This is a genomic window from Nonomuraea sp. NPDC003804 (assembly GCF_040610675.1).
Classification (GTDB): Bacteria; Actinomycetota; Actinomycetes; order Streptosporangiales; family Streptosporangiaceae; genus Nonomuraea.
The window spans coordinates 58,334-74,075 of sequence record NZ_JBEXMT010000044.1; the positions used below are offsets into that span (position 1 = coordinate 58,334).

Annotated in this window: 16 protein-coding genes; 5 read left to right on the forward strand and 11 right to left on the reverse strand. The window is 70.8% G+C overall.

The annotated features are described in order from the left end of the window. Positions 1–99 precede the first annotated feature (99 nt). The 3 genes from ABZX22_RS40765 to ABZX22_RS40775 all read left to right on the forward strand — a co-directional run bounded on the left by ABZX22_RS40765 (position 100) and on the right by ABZX22_RS40775 (position 2,826). Positions 100–936, forward strand: coding sequence for an SURF1 family protein (locus ABZX22_RS40765; protein WP_354921125.1), 837 nt, complete (start codon positions 100–102; stop codon positions 934–936). Between the two features lie 152 nt (positions 937–1,088). Then, positions 1,089–1,562, forward strand: coding sequence for a tyrosine-protein phosphatase (locus tag ABZX22_RS40770; protein WP_354921170.1), 474 nt, complete (start codon positions 1,089–1,091; stop codon positions 1,560–1,562). A gap of 67 nt (positions 1,563–1,629) precedes the next feature. After that, complete coding sequence (locus ABZX22_RS40775; RefSeq protein ID WP_354921128.1) at positions 1,630–2,826, forward strand: amidohydrolase family protein; 1,197 nt, start codon at positions 1,630–1,632, stop codon at positions 2,824–2,826. A 389-nt stretch (positions 2,827–3,215) separates the two neighbouring features. Here the strand turns inward: ABZX22_RS40775 and ABZX22_RS40780 are convergent, their stop codons facing one another. Continuing rightward, positions 3,216–3,737 carry a pyridoxamine 5'-phosphate oxidase family protein gene (locus ABZX22_RS40780; RefSeq protein ID WP_354921131.1) on the reverse strand — a complete coding sequence of 174 codons (522 nt, stop codon included), beginning with the start codon at positions 3,735–3,737 and terminating at the stop codon, positions 3,216–3,218. A 103-nt stretch (positions 3,738–3,840) separates the two neighbouring features. On the opposite strand from ABZX22_RS40780, the gene ABZX22_RS40785 reads away from it, so the two are divergent. Further along, complete coding sequence (locus ABZX22_RS40785) at positions 3,841–4,338, forward strand: helix-turn-helix domain-containing protein (protein ID WP_354921134.1); 498 nt, start codon at positions 3,841–3,843, stop codon at positions 4,336–4,338. Between the two features lie 123 nt (positions 4,339–4,461). On the opposite strand, the gene ABZX22_RS40790 is transcribed toward ABZX22_RS40785, so the two are convergent. From ABZX22_RS40790 to ABZX22_RS40820, 7 genes are all read right to left on the reverse strand, one after another. Then, positions 4,462–5,961, reverse strand: a complete 1,500-nt coding sequence (locus ABZX22_RS40790; RefSeq protein ID WP_354921137.1) for a multicopper oxidase domain-containing protein — start codon at positions 5,959–5,961, stop codon at positions 4,462–4,464. Between the two features lie 108 nt (positions 5,962–6,069). Then, positions 6,070–6,693 carry a hypothetical protein gene (locus ABZX22_RS40795; RefSeq protein ID WP_354921140.1) on the reverse strand — a complete coding sequence of 208 codons (624 nt, stop codon included), beginning with the start codon at positions 6,691–6,693 and terminating at the stop codon, positions 6,070–6,072. Then, a complete protein-coding gene (locus tag ABZX22_RS40800; RefSeq protein WP_354921143.1) occupies positions 6,690–7,241 on the reverse strand; it encodes an RNA polymerase sigma factor in 552 nt (183 codons plus the stop codon). The genes ABZX22_RS40795 and ABZX22_RS40800 overlap by 4 nt, the downstream gene beginning before the upstream one ends. A gap of 384 nt (positions 7,242–7,625) precedes the next feature. Further along, positions 7,626–7,994 carry a YkvA family protein gene (locus tag ABZX22_RS40805; protein ID WP_354921146.1) on the reverse strand — a complete coding sequence of 123 codons (369 nt, stop codon included), beginning with the start codon at positions 7,992–7,994 and terminating at the stop codon, positions 7,626–7,628. A gap of 164 nt (positions 7,995–8,158) precedes the next feature. Next, positions 8,159–9,580, reverse strand: a complete 1,422-nt coding sequence (locus tag ABZX22_RS40810) for an amidase (protein WP_354921149.1) — start codon at positions 9,578–9,580, stop codon at positions 8,159–8,161. Between the two features lie 281 nt (positions 9,581–9,861). Next, entirely contained in the window at positions 9,862–10,812 is a 951-nt protein-coding gene (locus ABZX22_RS40815; protein WP_354921152.1) for an LLM class F420-dependent oxidoreductase, read from the reverse strand. Between the two features lie 103 nt (positions 10,813–10,915). After that, a complete protein-coding gene (locus ABZX22_RS40820; protein WP_354921155.1) occupies positions 10,916–11,584 on the reverse strand; it encodes a TetR family transcriptional regulator in 669 nt (222 codons plus the stop codon). Positions 11,585–11,619: 35 nt separating this feature from the next. Between ABZX22_RS40820 and ABZX22_RS40825 the strand changes: the two genes are divergently transcribed. After that, the gene (locus ABZX22_RS40825; RefSeq protein WP_354921158.1) at positions 11,620–12,390 is read left to right on the forward strand and encodes a hypothetical protein; all 771 of its coding nucleotides are present in this window, start codon (positions 11,620–11,622) and stop codon (positions 12,388–12,390) included. A 717-nt stretch (positions 12,391–13,107) separates the two neighbouring features. On the opposite strand, the gene ABZX22_RS40830 is transcribed toward ABZX22_RS40825, so the two are convergent. The 3 genes from ABZX22_RS40830 to ABZX22_RS40840 form a co-directional block, all read right to left on the reverse strand. Then, positions 13,108–14,169, reverse strand: coding sequence for an aspartate-semialdehyde dehydrogenase (locus ABZX22_RS40830; protein ID WP_354921161.1), 1,062 nt, complete (start codon positions 14,167–14,169; stop codon positions 13,108–13,110). Next, the gene (locus tag ABZX22_RS40835) at positions 14,166–15,440 is read right to left on the reverse strand and encodes an aspartate kinase (protein ID WP_354921164.1); all 1,275 of its coding nucleotides are present in this window, start codon (positions 15,438–15,440) and stop codon (positions 14,166–14,168) included. The genes ABZX22_RS40830 and ABZX22_RS40835 overlap by 4 nt, the downstream gene beginning before the upstream one ends. Before the next feature lie 84 nt (positions 15,441–15,524). Beyond that, on the reverse strand, positions 15,525–15,742 hold a 218-nt coding region (locus ABZX22_RS40840; RefSeq protein WP_354921167.1), incomplete at its 5' end, for a DUF5063 domain-containing protein.

Genomic DNA, 15,742 nt, shown 5'->3' on the forward strand with positions numbered 1-15,742 from the left:
GAAGGGGGAAAGGCGACAAATGCCGACGGTAAACCATGACCAGGCGAGTTGTCCCGGGTTCGGTGCCGGACCGGTGCGGGCAGTGCCTACCCTAGGGACGTGTACCGGTTCCTCCTGACGCCCAGGTGGCTGGCACTCCACGTGGTGGTGCTGCTGGTCATTCCCGCCTTCGTGCTGCTGGGCCAATGGCAGTTCGGGCGGTACGAGGAACGCTCGTCCAACAGCGACGTCGTCACCAGGAACCTCGAGGCCAGGCCCGTGCCCATCGGCGAGCTCGTCGCCCCCGGCCGGCCCGTCGCCGAGGACGACCGCTACCGGACCGTCACCGTCCAGGGCACCTACGACCCCGGCCACGCGTTGCTGGTCCGCAGGCGTACCCAGAACAGCCAGCTCGGCTTCTACGTCCTCACCCCGCTGGTCACGAGCCCCGGCCAGGCGGTGCTGGTCAACCGGGGCTGGGTCAAGGCGGGCGCGACGGCCGACGCGCTGCCCGAGGTGCCGCCCGCCCCCTCGGGTCAGGTAACTGTCACTGGAAGGCTACGTACCAGCGAGACCGAGGAGTCGAGCGGCATCAAGAACCGCGGGGGGCTGCCCCCGGGGCAGGTGCTGCTCATCAACAGCGACGCCGTCGGGCAGGGCCTGCCGTACCGGCTGGTGGGCGGGTACGTGTCGCTCACCGAGCAGCAGCCGCGCACCTCGCCCGCGCCCGAGCCCGTACCGCCGCCCGACGTGGGCGCCGGCGGGGGGCTCAACTTCGCGTACGGCGTGCAGTGGTGGCTGTTCATCGGCGTGGCCGTCGGCGGCTGGCTGCTCATGATCAGGCGCGAGGCGAAGGACAGGTCAGCCGAACAGCGACGCGACGCCGAAAAAGCCGACGCCGGTGACGACGGCGACCGCGAAGGCCACCAGGAACGCACCGACACCATCGAGGCGTGAACCCCCCGGGCCGGTGCAGGGCGGTCCGCAGTTGCTCTGCGTGCCCTCGGCGGCGACCGTGCTGAGCGCCACCAGGATCGCTCCCCACAGCAGTGTCACCAGGAGCAGCGTCCTGGCGACCGATCCGACGACTCGCCACGCGGGCCTGACACCTGAGGGGCTCTCCATGTCTCCGGCTCAGGCTCGCCCTCGAGACCGTCGCCGAGGCCGGCAACACCCCCGTCGTGGTGCACTGCGCGGCCGGCAAGGACCGCACCGGCGTCCTCACCGCGCTCGTGCTGTCGCTCATCGGCGTCGGGGACGACGACATCGTCGCCGACTACGCGTTGACCGGCCTGGCCACCGAACGCTTCATCGCCGACTGGCGGACCAGGCACGCCCACGTCCCGATGTGGGAGGGCTTCGGCATGGCGCCCGCCGGGGCGATGCGGCTGTTCCTCCGCGAGCTGTCCGAGCGGCACGGCTCCGTCGAGGGCTACTGCGCCGACGTGCTCGACATCGATCGATCCACGATCGGGCGACTGCGTGCCGTACTCCTGGGTAGTGCGGCGGAGGGTTCACCCACGGCACCCTCATCGGGTGAGCCCGAGCCCGGGATCACCGGCCTTCCCGGTGATCCCGGGTAAGGGCCCGATACCAACAGGTGACCGCTCAGCTTGTTCGACGTGATACGCACGTCGTACCGTTGCCTGCGTGACTACGCCGCTCCTTCCCGACCCCGAGCCGAGGCGGCGCGACTACGTGATCATCTCCGCCGATGACCACCTGATCGAGCCTCCCGACATCTTCGAGGGCCGCGTCGCGGCGAAATATGCCGACTTGGCGCCCAAGGTGGTGGAAACCGAGGCTGGTCACCAGGTCTGGCGGTACGGCGGAGCGACCTACCCCTGCGCGGGGCTCGACGTCGGCGCCGGCCTGCCGCGCGAGCAGTGGACCCTCGACCCCGTCAGGTTCGAGGACATGCGTCCCGGCTGCTTCGACATCGAGGCGCGCATCAAGGACATGGACACCGCCGGCATCTGGGCCGCGCTGTGCTTCCCCGGCATGCTCGCCGGGCAGTCCGGCATGCCGTTCGCCAGGACCCGCGACCAGGAGCTCGGCCTCGCCCTCGTCAAGGCGTGGAACGACTGGCACATCGACGTCTGGGCCGGCACCTACCCCGAGCGCGTCATCGGACTGCAACTGCCGTGGCTGCCCGACCCCGAGGTCGCCGCCAAGGAGATCCGCGACAACGCCGCCCGCGGATTCAAGGCCGTCGTCTTCCCCGAGTTCCCGACCCGGCTGCGGCTGCCGTCGATCCACACCCGCCACTGGGACCCGTTCTTCGCCGCCTGCGAGGAGACCGGCACCGTCGTGTGCCTGCACACCGGCGCCTCCTCCTGGTCGCCCGTGCCCTCCCCGGACACGCCCATCGAGGCGATCACCACGCTGATGCCCGCCAGCGCCATGTTCGCCTGCGCCGACTGGCTGTGGTCGGGCATCGCGCTGCGTTTCCCCAAGCTGCGCATCCTCATCGTCGAGGGGGCCGTCGGCTGGCTGCCGATGCTCGCCGAACGCGCCGACTACGCCCTCGACCACCCCGTCGGCACCGAGGCGCTGTGGGAGGGCGGGCTCAAGCCCAGCGAGGTCCTGCGCCGCAACTTCTTCTTCGGCACGCTCGACGACCACGCCCTCTCCGGGGTACGGCTGGCCGTCGGCCTCGACCACGTGCTGCTGGAGAGCGGCTACCCGCACTCCGACTCCACCTGGCCCGACACCCAGAAGGCGGTCGCCCGCAACCTCGGCACCCTGCCCCCGGCCGACATCGCCAGGGTCGCCTACGGCAACGCCTCCCGCCTCTTCGGCCACCCCCTGCCCTCACGCGCCTGGCTCCGCATGGAACAGCTCTGAGGCGTCATCTCGGTGGAGAACCTGAGGGCTGCGCGGCGGGCGGCGAGTCCTCCGATCAACTACGTGCGTGACGCGACCCGTCGGGCCCCTCTGCCGGACTGCCAGACCCGGTACGGCTTCGCGCCCATCCATGACCCTGGCGACGAAGCTCGGCGCGGTGGTGGAGACCCGCAGCCGGAACCTTTCGCCCGCCAGCACGCTCACCCGGTCGGCGTAGCGGCCAGCAGCGGAACGAGGACGAGAAGGATCTTGCGCACAGCCGTCCATCTTGGCGGCTCGGCACTCGCCTGGCAGCCCAGCGGCTCGGCAAACAGGTCGAACGCTGGACATGTTCGGGCATCTTCGTGGTGCGCCCGATCTCGGCTTCGTCGTCAGGCCTCGGGGCGTGTTCAGGGGAAGCGCCAGCGGGTGGCGGTCAGCCCGTCCGGTCCGTAGCCGAACGCGCGTGTCGGGCTGATCTCGAAGAAGCCGTACTCCGGCGATCCCGGCAGGTCGTCCTCGTAGGCCGAGCCGTCCCGCACGATGAAGTCCCAGTCGTACTTGGCTTTGAGCGCGGCGGCCACGCGGCGCATGGTGGCCTCGTCGGTGGCCCGTCGGACAGTGCCTTCGACGACCAGGTCGAGGGTCGGGTCCGCCACCGTGATGACGCAGTGCGGGTTGCCGGCCAGGTTCCTGCCCTTGCGGGAGGCCGGCCGGGTGGAGATCCAGACCGAGCCGTCCAGCCAGGCCAGCAGGACCGGCATGGCGTGCGGCCGGCCGTCGGGCCGTACCGTCGACAGCCAGGCTTTCGGGGCCGTCTCCAGGCACTGCCTGGCCTGGCTCCATGGTTTCACCGTCGACTCGTCGGTGCTGATCGGCGTGGCGTCCGCGGGGCTGAACAGGAGCTCGGCGGTGGGCGTTGTCTCGGACATCACAGGCCTCTTCCCTCGATCGATGCGTTCCCTCAGGGAACCCACAGGCTCGACGGTAACAGAGAGAGTTCCCTGAGGGAACTATTCCCTCTAGACTGGCCCCATGCAGCGCACCTCGTTCGGCGACATGGCCTGCTCGATCGCCCGCACCCTGGACGTGATCGGCGAGCCGTGGTCGCCGCTGATCCTGCGGAACGTCTACGTCGGCATCACCCGCTTCGACCAGATCCAGGAAAACCTCGGCATCTCCCGGAAGGTGCTGGCCGAGCGGCTCAAATGGCTGGTCGGGAACGGCGTGCTGGAGCGGCGGGAGTACTCGGCCCGGCCGCCGCGCCACGAGTACGTCCTCACGCCCAAAGGGCTGGAGCTGTGCGACCTGCTGCTGGTGATGGTGCGCTGGGGCGACCGGTGGACGGCGGGCGAGGCCGGACCGCCGGTGCTCTACCGGCACCACGCGTGCGGCGAGATCAGCCATGTCGAGCTGCACTGCGCGGTCTGCGACCGGCCGATGCACGCGGGCGACATCGACGTGCTCCCCGGCCCCGGAACGCCGACCGACGACGGCGGGGCCGGCCCTACCGCGTCAGGGGTGGACGCGTGACTGTGTAGGGACGCCGGCCGCGAGAGAGTCCGCTCCCGCCGAGGAGAGCGGACGCCGGCGACGCTCGGGCAGGACCGCCCGCTCCCGCCGAGGAGAGCAGGGTCCTTCCGTGAGGTTCGGGCGTCAGCCGTGGGCGTGGGCCTGCGGCAGGGTGCCGGGCTTCTCTCCCGGGCCGAGGACGACGAACTGCCCCATCATCCCCTGGTCCTCGTGCCAGAGGATGTGGCAGTGGTACATGTACGGGCTGCGGGGATCGGTGTAGTCCCGGAAGCGCATCGCGATCCGGGCCCTCGTCCGCGGCTTCACGTAGAAGGTGTCCTTCCAGCCGCTCAGCTCGGGTCGTGGCGGCCCGCCGTCGACCGACAGGATCAGGAACTGGACGTCGTGCACGTGGAAGTTGTGCGGCATCTCGTCGAGGTTCGCGACCTCCCACACCTCGACGGTGTCCTTGGCCACCCCGATGTCGATGCGCCCGGGGTCCATGAGCCGGCCGTTGATCGCGAAGTTGGCCAGCTCGAACGTGCGAACGGCGGCGGGCGAGGACGCGTCGAGTTCGGGCCGCTCGCCGAGCGTGGTGGGCAGCGGCGGCGAGGGGTTGAGGTCCGTGGCGGCGCGCAGCTCGAGGATCTCGAGGACGTCGGAGCCACCGGCGAAACGCTGGTCGCCGATGTGGATGCCGAGGTCGGACCGGTAGCTGACGACCGGCAGGCGTTCGCCGGGCCGCAGGCACACGACGATCTCGGCGCGCTCGCCCGGCGACAGCTGCACCCGGTTCGTGTCGAGCGGGGCGCTCAGCAGGCCGCCGTCGGTCGCCACGAGCGCGAACGAACGGTCGTCGGCCATCCCGATGTTGTAGAAGCGGGAGTTGGAGGCGTTGAGGATGCGCAGCCGTACCCGCTTGAACCGCACGTCGACGTAGGGGGAGACGGTGCCGTTGACGGTGATGAGGTCGCCGAGGACGCCCATCCCGCCGACCGTGGGAATCTCCTCGTTGAGCTGGTTGTCGGCGTTGAGCCGCTTGTCCTGGATGATGACGGGGATGTCGTCCTCGCCGTAGCGGCGCGGCAGGGCCAGCGCTTCGGTCTCGTCGATGATGAACATCCCGGCGAGCCCGTGGTGGACGTGGCGGGCGGTCCTGCCGTGCGGGTGCGGGTGGTACCAGAGGGTGGCGGCCGGCTGCCTGATCGTCCAGGTCGGCGACCAGGTGGTCCCCGGCGGGATGAGCTGGTGGGGGCCGCCGTCCATCATGGGGGGCACGTGCATGCCGTGCCAGTGCATGGTGGTGGCCTCGGGCAGGTCGTTGCGCACGTTGACGACCACCGTCTCGTCGCGCCTGGCACGCAGCGTCGGCCCGAGGAAGGGTCCGTTGATCCCCCACGTCGCGGTAGGCGCCCCCGGCCTGAACTGCATGGTGCCGGGGGCGGCCCGCAGGTCGAAGACACGCCGGCCCTGCCTGTCGTGATGCGAGCGGGCGAGCGGCGGTATGGCCAGCTTGTTGACGAAGGCCGCCTGCTCCTCCGTACGGCGGCCGGCGGTGGCCCACATGCCGCCCATCGCGCCGGCGGTGGCGATCGCGGGCCCCCCGGCAAGCCCGCATATGAGCACTGATCTACGCGAAACCATGGCCTCCACTCTGCGGCAGACCTGGCGTCATGCCGGGGAATCACCCGCCAGGAAGCGGCCATGAGATGTTCAGGATGCGATCAGGTGCGTCCGATGCGCCCGAGCCGGTCAGCTTCCGGCCGGCGGTTGTGCTTCGGGTCCGCCGAGGTCGTTCCATTCCGGATCGTCGACGATGACGCACGGCTTGGGCTCGCCCTTGACGACCGTTCCGGAGAACCGCCACAGCACTCGCGGCTTTTCCGGCCCCGAGGTCTGGTCGTCGTTCTCGGTGAACTCCAGCACCAGAGTGTTGCCCTTGGCGACGTAGGCCGGGTCGACGTCCACCCCGGCCCCACGCGGACGCGCGGCCTTGTAGGAGACGGACTTCCGCCACTCCTTCCACGTCGACGCCTTCTGGCCGTCGACGATCTCGCCCCGGTCCCGGCTGCACATCTTGCCCGGCTTGACGTAGTCGACCTTCGCGGCGACCCCCATCGCCCGCAGGTCCCGCTCCAGCTTGTCCGCGTCCCTGAACTCGTTGACCTCCACCCTGATCGTGCCGTCGGCGTTCCTGGTCACCGCGTACGCCCGGGTCTCCGACCCCGTCAGCAGCGGTACGGCGATGGCCGCCGCCGCGGCGAGACCGGTCACCACCGCCCCCGCGGCGAGGCGGCGACCGACCCGGCGACGTCGCTGGTTGCGCTCGGCGATCTCGGTTTTCAGTTCCATCAGCAGGTGCTCCTCGAAGCTCATCCCGGTGTTCCTTCCATGACGAAGGGCGACCCCTGCAGCGTGCGGCGCGCGCGGTGCAGCCGTACCTTGGCGGTGCCAGGGCGGATGCCGAGCGCGGCCGCCGCCTCCGTGACCGTCAGCTGATCGATGACGACCAACTCGAGTACGGCACGCTCCCCCTCGGGCAGCGTGGCCATGGCGGCGAACGCCCGCCTGGCCGGCCCCTCGGCGTCGATACGCTCTTCGAGCCTGGCGACGTCGTCGCTGTCCAGCGGCCGGCGCCCGCTCACCCGAACGGCCAGCCGCGACTGTTTGAACAGCCGGCGCCGCTCGGCCGAGAGCGTGTTGCGGGCCACCCCGTACAGCCAGGCGATCTCGCTGCCCAACCCCGGCCGGTAGGTGTGGGCGGAGTCGAGTACCGCCATGAACACCTCGGCCACCAGGTCGGCGACCGTGTGCGGGTCGTCGACGCGGCGGGCGAGGAACCGGGTGACCGCATCGACGTGCCGCCGGTAGAAGGCTTCAAAGGCCACGGGATCCGTGGCGATCTTCGCCTGTTTGAGACGCACCGGCCATGCTCCCTTCGTCGATCTGCACCCCTGCTTGGTCAGATCTCTCCAAAGGGTTACAAAACCCTTCTACCTGGGCTTCTCCGGCGGCCTGGCTGGCCATCAGGGACGCCCGGACCGGGAGACGGCGGCCCCAGCGGCCCCGGAGGCCCCGGAGGCCGGCACGCCAGCCGACGCCGGAGCCGACCGGCTCCCGGCAGACAGCAGTCAGGCCGGACGATCGTCCGGCCTGACGGGATGTCGTGGACGCACCCGGGCGCCCCATGTGGCGGCATGCGGCCCACCGGGGAGGACGGCCTGCCCGGGATGGACGTGCCCGCTGCCCGGCACCCGCTTACCGGGGCCGCGGGGAAAGCAAGCGTTGCGGGCCTGGGGCGACAGGTGTCAGTCGCCGGCCAGGCGCCGTGCCTGGGGCCGCTCGACGTGGCCGATGAGGCGCTTGCGCTCCCACTCGACGTACCGCCCGCTCTCCCCCAGCATCGAGGCCATCAGCCACAGGAACACGCCGAAGTCGTCGGCGACGCCGAGGAGCACCAGGAAATCGGGGATCACGTCGACCGGCGAGACGATGTAGACCAGGCCGAGCGCCATCATGGCCAGCTTGCCCTTGCCCATGCCCTCGTAGTCGCCGCGCATGACGCCGCCGATCAGGCGGGGGATCGCCCTGACCCTGGCTAGCACGCCGGGGGTACCGGGCTTGCTGACCTCCTGGTACGTCTTCCAGGCCGCCGCGGCCTTCGATGCCTTCCCCATACGAACACCTCCTCTTCGCGATATAACGCAATACCCAGAACTTGGGTTCCCATTCGTGAAAAACGTGCCCATACGACGCTCGGCCGCGAGAAGAGATGCGCGGCAGTCTGACGGCCACGTTTCTCATGAGTGCACTCGTGAGTGCACTCTGCCGGCGACGCTTCTCATGAGTGACGTAGTGCCGCGTGCACGAACGGGTGCGCCCGCTCGACCTGGGCGGCCAGCCGTACGAGGAGATCCTCCCGGCCGGCCGCGGCGACCAGTTGCACGCCGACCGGCAGCCCCGCCGCGGTCCGGTGCAGCGGCAGCGAGATCGCCGGCTGCCCCGTGGCGTTGAACGGCGAGGTGAAGGCGACGGCCGGCCCCGTCCGGCCGAACGAGGTGCTCAGGTCGTCGGGAGGGAACCACCCCAGCGGGTACGGCGGGATGCCGAGCGTAGGCACCAGCAGCACGTCGTGGCCGTCCCACCAGGCGGCCATCCGGCGGCGGTAGCGGTCCACCCAGCGCATCGCGAGGATGTGGTCGACCGCGCTGCGCCCGCGCCCGGCCTCGGCCATGCTCCGGTTGCGCGGCTCCAGCTCCGACAGCTCCACCGGCCTGCCCCGCCACCTGCCGATGCTCTCCAGCTCGGCGGCCACGTTGCCGGCCACGATCCCGCCGAAGTAGGACGGGAAGTCGGCGTCGCCGAGCGCGGCCGGCCAGCTCTCCTCCACCTCGTGCCCGAGCTTCTCGAGCAGCGTCGCCGCGCTCGTCACGGCCGCGGCCAGCTCCGGCTCGCCGGGCACGTCCGGCCGGGGATGCTCGCGGGCGAACCCGATCCGCAGCCGGCCCGGCTCCACGTCCACCTCGTGCGCGAGCGGGCCCGGCAGCGCGGGCGCGGTGTAGGGGTCGCCGGACACGTAGCCGGTGATCAGGTCGAGCACCGCGGCGGTGTCCCTGACAGTACGGCTGACCAGCCCGAGCGCGGACATGCCGCTCCACCCCTCGCCCTCGCCCGGTCCGTGACTGGCGCGGCCCCGCGTCGGCTTGAGCCCGACGAGCCCGCAGAGGCTGGCCGGAATCCTGATCGACCCGCCGCCGTCGCTCGCCGTCGCCACCGCGACCATGCCCGCCGCGACCGCCGCCGCCGACCCTCCGCTGGAGCCGCCCGCCGAGTAGGCGAGATCGTAGGGGTTGCGCGTGGGCCCGTACGCCACGGGCTCGGTCGTGATCGTGGTGCCGAACTCGGGCGTGCTCGTCCGCCCGAGGATCACGAAGCCCGCCTGCCGCAGGCGGGTCACGGCGTGCGCGTCGGCGTCCACCTCGACGCCGTCGAGCGTGCTCGACCCCGCGTTGTACGGCTCGCCCGCCTGCGCCCAGCCGAGATCCTTCACCAGGATCGGCACCCCGCGGAACGGGGCGTCCTCGGGCAGGTCGTCCAGCTCGGCCAGCGCCCGCTCGAAGCGCGGGTGGACGATGGTGTTCAGCTCGCCGTCGTGCGCCCTGATCGTCGCTATGGCGGCCTCGACCAGTTCCCTGGGGCTCACCCGCCCCTCCCGCACGGCCCGCGCCTGCCCGACCGCGTCCAGCCTCAGGACCTCGTCCACCCCTGTCTCCTTCCCGCCGCGAACGTCGCCGCCCCCACCCTCCCCCGCCCGGCGCCCGCACGGAACCCCGCGAACCGCCAGAAGCCGTTCACCGGGCCCAGGACACCCCTTGGCGCCACAGGATCGCCGGACCAGGCACCGCCGGCCCAAGCAAGCACGATCGACGGCCACCACGCCCGCCCGCCCGCTCAGGGACCGGCGGGTCGCCGCCTCTCAGGCCGTGGACCACTGCGCGACGGGCGGGTCGCCGCCTCTCAGGACGTGCCGCAGGAACGGGCGGGTCATCCTGCCAGGGCGTGGACCGCCTCGGGGATCGGCAGGTCCCCTGGGAGGGGTGCCAGGATCGGCGTGTCGAGCCCGTTGGCGACGTACTCCCCCACCCGCGCCCGGCACGTCGCCGCGTCGCCGTGGACGATCAGCGCGTCCACCACCTCGTCGGGGATCGCCTTGAGCGCCGCCTGGCGGTCCCCCGCCGCCCACGCCTCGTGCATGGGCCGCAGCACGTCGCCCCGTCCCAGCCAGTCGTGGAAGGCCGCGTAGGCGGGAACCGTCAGGTAGGCGGCCAGCATCCGGCGGCCCGTCTCGCGCACCCTGTCGGCGTCCTCGCTCACGCAGACGAAGATCCGTGCGATCAGCTCGGTCGAGCCGCCCACCTCGGCCCGCACCCGCCGTACGTCCTCGGGGGACAGCCAGTTGGTGATCGCGCCGTCCGCCTCGGCGGCGGCCAGGTGGAGCATCCGGGGACGCAGCGCCGCCAGCACGATCCTCGGCGCCACCTCCGGCGCCCGCTCCAGCCGGAAGCCCTGCACCTCGAAGGTCTCGTACCGTTCCGACACCTTCTCCCCCGCCAGTGCCTTCCTGAGGAAGCGCAGGGTGTCGCGCGTCCTGGCGTACGGCTTGCCGAACTCGACCGCGTTCCACCGCTCCACGATCGCCGGCGAGGAGGAGCCGATGCCGAGCACGAACCGGCCAGGCGCGAGGTCGGCCAGCGTCGCCGCGGACTGCGCCAGCAGCCCCGGCCCCCGCGTGAACACCGGCACGATCGCGGTGCCCAGCCGTACCCCGGGCGCCCACTCGGCGGCCATCGCGAGCGGCACGAACGCGTCGGCGCCGGCGACCTCGGCCGACCAGATGTCGGTGTAGCCGAGCTCCGGCAGCTCGGCGATCAGCGCCTTGGAGGCGGCGAGGGAGCGGTCGAAGAAGGGGATCGTCATGCCCAGGTTCCGGGTCATCGCAAGCCTTCCCGCGGGAGTCCGGTCGGTACACAGGACCATACCAACCAGACGGTATGCCACTGGCGGCGCGTCGCTGCGCGACGGCCGCGACGACACGGGGTCACGCCCTGAGCTCGTGCACCGCCGCGATGAAGTCCTTGGTGATGCCGCGCAGGCCGGGCAGGTTCGACAGACCGACCAGCCGGTCGACGAGCGGCACGCTCACCTCGATCAGCCGGTAGGTGCGCGCACAGCCGGGCGAGGTGTCGTGCACCCAGTAGAGGACGATCCCCATCGACATCAGCCACAGCAGCTCGGGCAGCTCCTCGCGCAGCTCGGCGTCCATCCGGTCGCGCGCGCCCTCGACCACCTGCCGGTAGATGGCGATGGACGCCTCGCGGGCCGGCGTCGACTGGGCGCTGAAGGGACTGAGCGGGTTGGTGGGCTCGGCCGCGTGCTTGAAGAACTTCACCGCGAACTCGTGGTACGGCTCCGACACCCGCACCCACTCCCGCAGCACGCCCGTCAGCCTGGCCGCGAACGACGCCTCGGAGGCCAGCAGCTCGCGGCAGGCCTCCTCGTGCGCGATCTGGGCACGGTCGTAGTACGCCTGCACCAGCTCGTCCTTGGAGGCGAAGTAGTAGTAGGCGTTACCCACGGAGACCCCCGCCTCCGCCGCGATGGCCCGCATCGTGGTCGCATCGAAGCCGCGTTCCCTGAACAGGCGCAAGGCCGTCTCGACGATGAGCTCCCGGGTGCTCTCCGATCCTCGGGTTCGGGGTTCGGACACGCTCGTCACTTTACGTTAGTCGGCCCCGTGAGGTCATGGAGCCGCACGGTGATCACCGCCACAGGGTAAAGATCGGCGCACGGGAGGGATCACCGGCGCCGAATCGTGGGATTGAACCCTTCGGGCGGAAGGGCATCTCCGCGAAAAAAGGCCATCACATGTGGATACGTTGGTTGGTGCGGCTCTGTGTCGCCGCGCTCATCGCCATACAGACCTGCATCATCGTGCTGTCGGCTGCCGCCTCGGCAGCTCCGGTTCGGCCCGGCTCGACCGTCGAAGAGGACGTCGTCGAGGCGCGCCCGCCGATCATCAGAACATACGCGTTGGAAGGCGTGATCCGGATCGCCCGCTGGTACACGGGCGCCGCGGAACAGCCGAAGGTCGACCTGTCGCGGGCCATGCCGCGCGGGACGATGCGCGTCTCTCACACCTTCGCCATGGACCGTCTCACGTCGGCGGGTCTGCGCTGGAAGTCCAGCGGGAACTGCACCGACAAGAACAACCGCACGTGCACGTCGCTGCAGTCCGTCAGGTCCGCCACGGTCGCCGGAGCGATCGACCTGAAGCGGGCCAGCGGGTGCAAGATCATGGTCACCGGCGGCACCGAGGCGGGGCACGCACCCGGCCGGTACAGCCACGGGGCCGGCTACAAGCTCGACATCAGCCACAACAAGTGCATCGATCGGTACATCACCGAGACATATCCCAGCGCGGGCGTGCGCTCCGACGGCGCCACGCTGTACCGCTCGGAGACGGGCACCGTCTTCGCCAGCGAGTCCGACCACTGGGACATCCTGTTCCCGTGACCGCTCCCCTCCCACCAGGCCCGGCGCCCGTTATGCGCAACACCGCCGGCCGGGCCCCCTCCTCCTGAGCACTACCGCCGGCCCGGCGCCCCTCATGAGTAACACCGCCGGCCCGGCGCCCCTCATGAGCACTACCGCCGGTCCGGCGCCCCTCCTGTACGGCAAGCCGGTCTGGCGCCTCCGTGGGCGCGTGGTCCCGTCCGTCGCGGGCGCGCCGCCCAGCAGGACTCCGGCCCCCGCCGCAACGGCACCCGTCGAAGAACGTGGGACGGCGTGCAGGGGACGGCCCACGACCGGGCGGCCCATAAGTCCGTCCAGTCGTCTGTCAGGGGGTCGTCCGTCAGGGTGGTCCGTGGCGGCGGGCAAGGGGCGCCGCACGAGGAGCGTCCCTTCGACGGGCACCAGCCGGTGACCACGGAGGCGCGTGGCGCGGCTTGCCGTACAGGAGGGAGACCACCGGCGCGTGGCGCCGCCTGCCGTACTGGAAGGAGACCACCGGCGCGTGGCGCCGCCTGCCGTACAGGAGGGAGACCACCGGCGCGCTACGCGGCCCCGCTGGGCGGGAAGCGGGGCACTGCTTGCCATACAGGGCGGAGACCACCGGCGCGCTACGCGGCCCTGCTGGGCGGGAAACGGGGCACTGCTTGCCGTGCAGGAAGGAGACCTGTGGAGACGGAGAAACCCCCGGCGGGCCGGGGGTTTCTCGGGAGATGCGGGTCAGAACTCCGTGGCCACCAGCTCGGCGATCTCCGCCGCGTTGAGGGCCGCGCCCTTGCGCAGGTTGTCGCCGCACACGAACATGTCGAGCGTGTTCGGGAAGTCGACCGCCTGGCGGATCCGGCCGATGTAGGTCGGGTCGGTGCCCACCACGTCCACAGGGGTCGGCCACACGCCGTTGGCCGGGTCGTCCATGAGGACCACGGTCGGCGCCGCCTCCAGGATGCGGTGCGCGTCGGCGACGGTGATCTCCCGCTCGAACCGGGCGTGGACGGCCAGCGAGTGGGTGGTCACGACCGGCACCCGCACGCAGGTGGCGGAGACCTTCAGGTCGGGGATGCCGAGGATCTTGCGCGACTCGTTGCGCAGCTTCAGCTCCTCGGAGGCCCAGCCGCCGTCCTTGTACGAGCCCGCCCACGGCACCACGTTGAACGCGATCGGCGCGGGGAACGGCGAGTCGGCCTCGAGCTTGTTGGCCAGCGCCTTGCGCACGTCACCGGCCGTCTGGCCGATCGAACGGTCGCCCGCCAGCGCCTCGACCTCGTCGTAGAGCCGCGCGGGGCCCGCCACGCCGGCGCCGGACACCGCCTGGTAGGAGGCGACGACGAGCTCCTTCAGGGTGTACTCGGCGTGCAGCGCGCCGATGGCCGCCATCATCGACAGCGTGGTGCAGTTGGGCGTCGAGATGATGTTGCGCGGCCTGGTGCGGGCGGCCAGCGGGTTCACCTCGGGGACGACCAGCGGGACGTCAGGCTCCATGCGGAAGGTGCCGGACTTGTCGATCGCGATGGCGCCCCGCTCCGCGGCGATCGGCACCCACGTGGCCGACACCTCGTCGGGGACGTCGAAGATGGCGATGTCGACGCCGTCGAACACCTCGGGCGCGAGCGCCTGGACGACGACGTCCTCGCCGCGGACCTGGAGGACCTTGCCTGCGCTGCGGGCGGAGGCGACGAGACGGATCTCGCCCCAGATGTCCGCACGGGTCGAGACCAGCTCGCGCATCACGGTGCCCACGGCACCGGTCGCCCCGATCAGGGCCAGAGTGGGTCGCTTGCTCATCGTCCTGTCCCTCCGTACACCACGGCCTCCACCTGGTCCGAGTCGAGGTCGAACGCGCGGTGCGCCGCGGCCACGGCCGCGTCGACGCCGTCCTGCCCCACGATCACCGAGATGCGGATCTCCGAGGTGGAGATCATCTCGATGTTGACCCCCGCGTCCGCGATGGCGGCGAAGAAGGTCGCGGTGACGCCGGGGTGCGAGCGCATGCCCGCGCCGATCAGCGACACCTTGCCGATCTGGTCGTCGAACTGCAGCGACTCGAATCCGACCTGGGCCTGGATCCGCTTGAGCGCCGACAGCGCCGTCTGGCTGTCCGCCGCGGGAAGCGTGAAGGAGATGTCCGTACGGCCGGTCGCGGCAGCCGAGACGTTCTGCACGATCATGTCGATGTTGATCTCGGCCTCGGACAGCGTTTTGAAGATGGCGGCAGCCTCTCCGACCTTGTCGGGAACCCCGACAACGGTGATCTTGGCCTCGCTCCGGTCGTGTGCGACGCCGGAGATGATCGGCTGCTCCATCTCGGTTCCTTCGGTGTAAGGGTCGGCCACGACCCACGTGCCTTCCTTGGTGCTGAATGAGCTGCGCACGTGGATCGGCAGGTTGAACCTGCGAGCGTACTCGACACAGCGCAGGTGCAGGATTTTCGCCCCACAGGCGGCCATCTCCAGCATCTCCTCGTAGGAGATCCTGGGGATCTGCCGCGCCTGCGGCACGATGCGCGGGTCGGCGGTGTAGACGCCGTCGACGTCGGTGTAGATCTCGCAGACGTCGGCCTCGAGGGCCGCCGCCAGCGCCACGGCGGTGGTGTCGGAACCGCCACGGCCCAGCGTCGTGATGTCCTTGGTGTCCTGAGAGACGCCCTGGAACCCGGCCACGATCGCGATCTGGCCTTCGTCGAGCGCCTCGCGGATACGGCTCGGCGTCACGTCGATGATGCGCGCCTTGCCGTGCGTGGAGTCGGTGATCACGCCCGCCTGGGAGCCGGTGAACGAGCGCGCTTCATGACCCAGGTTGGCGATCGCCATCGCCAGCAGGGCCATCGAGATGCGCTCGCCCGCGGTCAGCAGCATGTCGAGCTCGCGGCCAGGAGGCAGCGGCGACACCTGCTCGGCCAGATCGAGCAGTTCGTCCGTCGTGTCACCCATCGCGGAGACGATGACCACGACCTCGTTGCCGGCTTTTTTCGTCGCGACGATCCGCTGCGCGACCCGCTTGATGCAGGACGCGTCGGCGACGGATGAACCACCGTACTTTTGCACAACGAGCGCCACGAGAGTCTCCCAGTCTGGACTGTGAGCTGCCAGTCTACTGGCGGCTTCTCATGCACCCGGGTGGAAAGCCCACTATGTGGACATTCAGCTGGAGAGGGCCTCCTCAGCCACATCGAGGCGCGTATGGGCCGCGAGCGCCTGGAGTGCCCGCATGGCCGCGCCCGCGTGGTTGCCCCACGTGTTGAAGTAGGAGTACTGCCACCACCACAGCGCCTCCAGCGGCCGCCCCGCGTGGTAGTGGCGCAGGCCGTGGATGAGGTCGGCGGCCACCGCCGTCAGGTCGTCGGACAGCCGGTACGGCG

Coding starts and splice junctions, on each gene's coding strand:
- ABZX22_RS40780 (WP_354921131.1), bottom strand. CDS start 3,737: ATGTCCGAGACAACGCCCACCGCCGAGCTCCTGTTCAGCCCCGCGGAC.
- ABZX22_RS40785 (WP_354921134.1), top strand. CDS start 3,841: ATGCAGCGCACCTCGTTCGGCGACATGGCCTGCTCGATCGCCCGCACC.
- ABZX22_RS40790 (WP_354921137.1), bottom strand. CDS start 5,961: ATGGTTTCGCGTAGATCAGTGCTCATATGCGGGCTTGCCGGGGGGCCC.
- ABZX22_RS40795 (WP_354921140.1), bottom strand. CDS start 6,693: ATGAGCTTCGAGGAGCACCTGCTGATGGAACTGAAAACCGAGATCGCC.
- ABZX22_RS40805 (WP_354921146.1), bottom strand. CDS start 7,994: ATGGGGAAGGCATCGAAGGCCGCGGCGGCCTGGAAGACGTACCAGGAG.
- ABZX22_RS40815 (WP_354921152.1), bottom strand. CDS start 10,812: ATGACCCGGAACCTGGGCATGACGATCCCCTTCTTCGACCGCTCCCTC.
- ABZX22_RS40825 (WP_354921158.1), top strand. CDS start 11,620: ATGGAGCCGCACGGTGATCACCGCCACAGGGTAAAGATCGGCGCACGG.
- ABZX22_RS40830 (WP_354921161.1), bottom strand. CDS start 14,169: ATGAGCAAGCGACCCACTCTGGCCCTGATCGGGGCGACCGGTGCCGTG.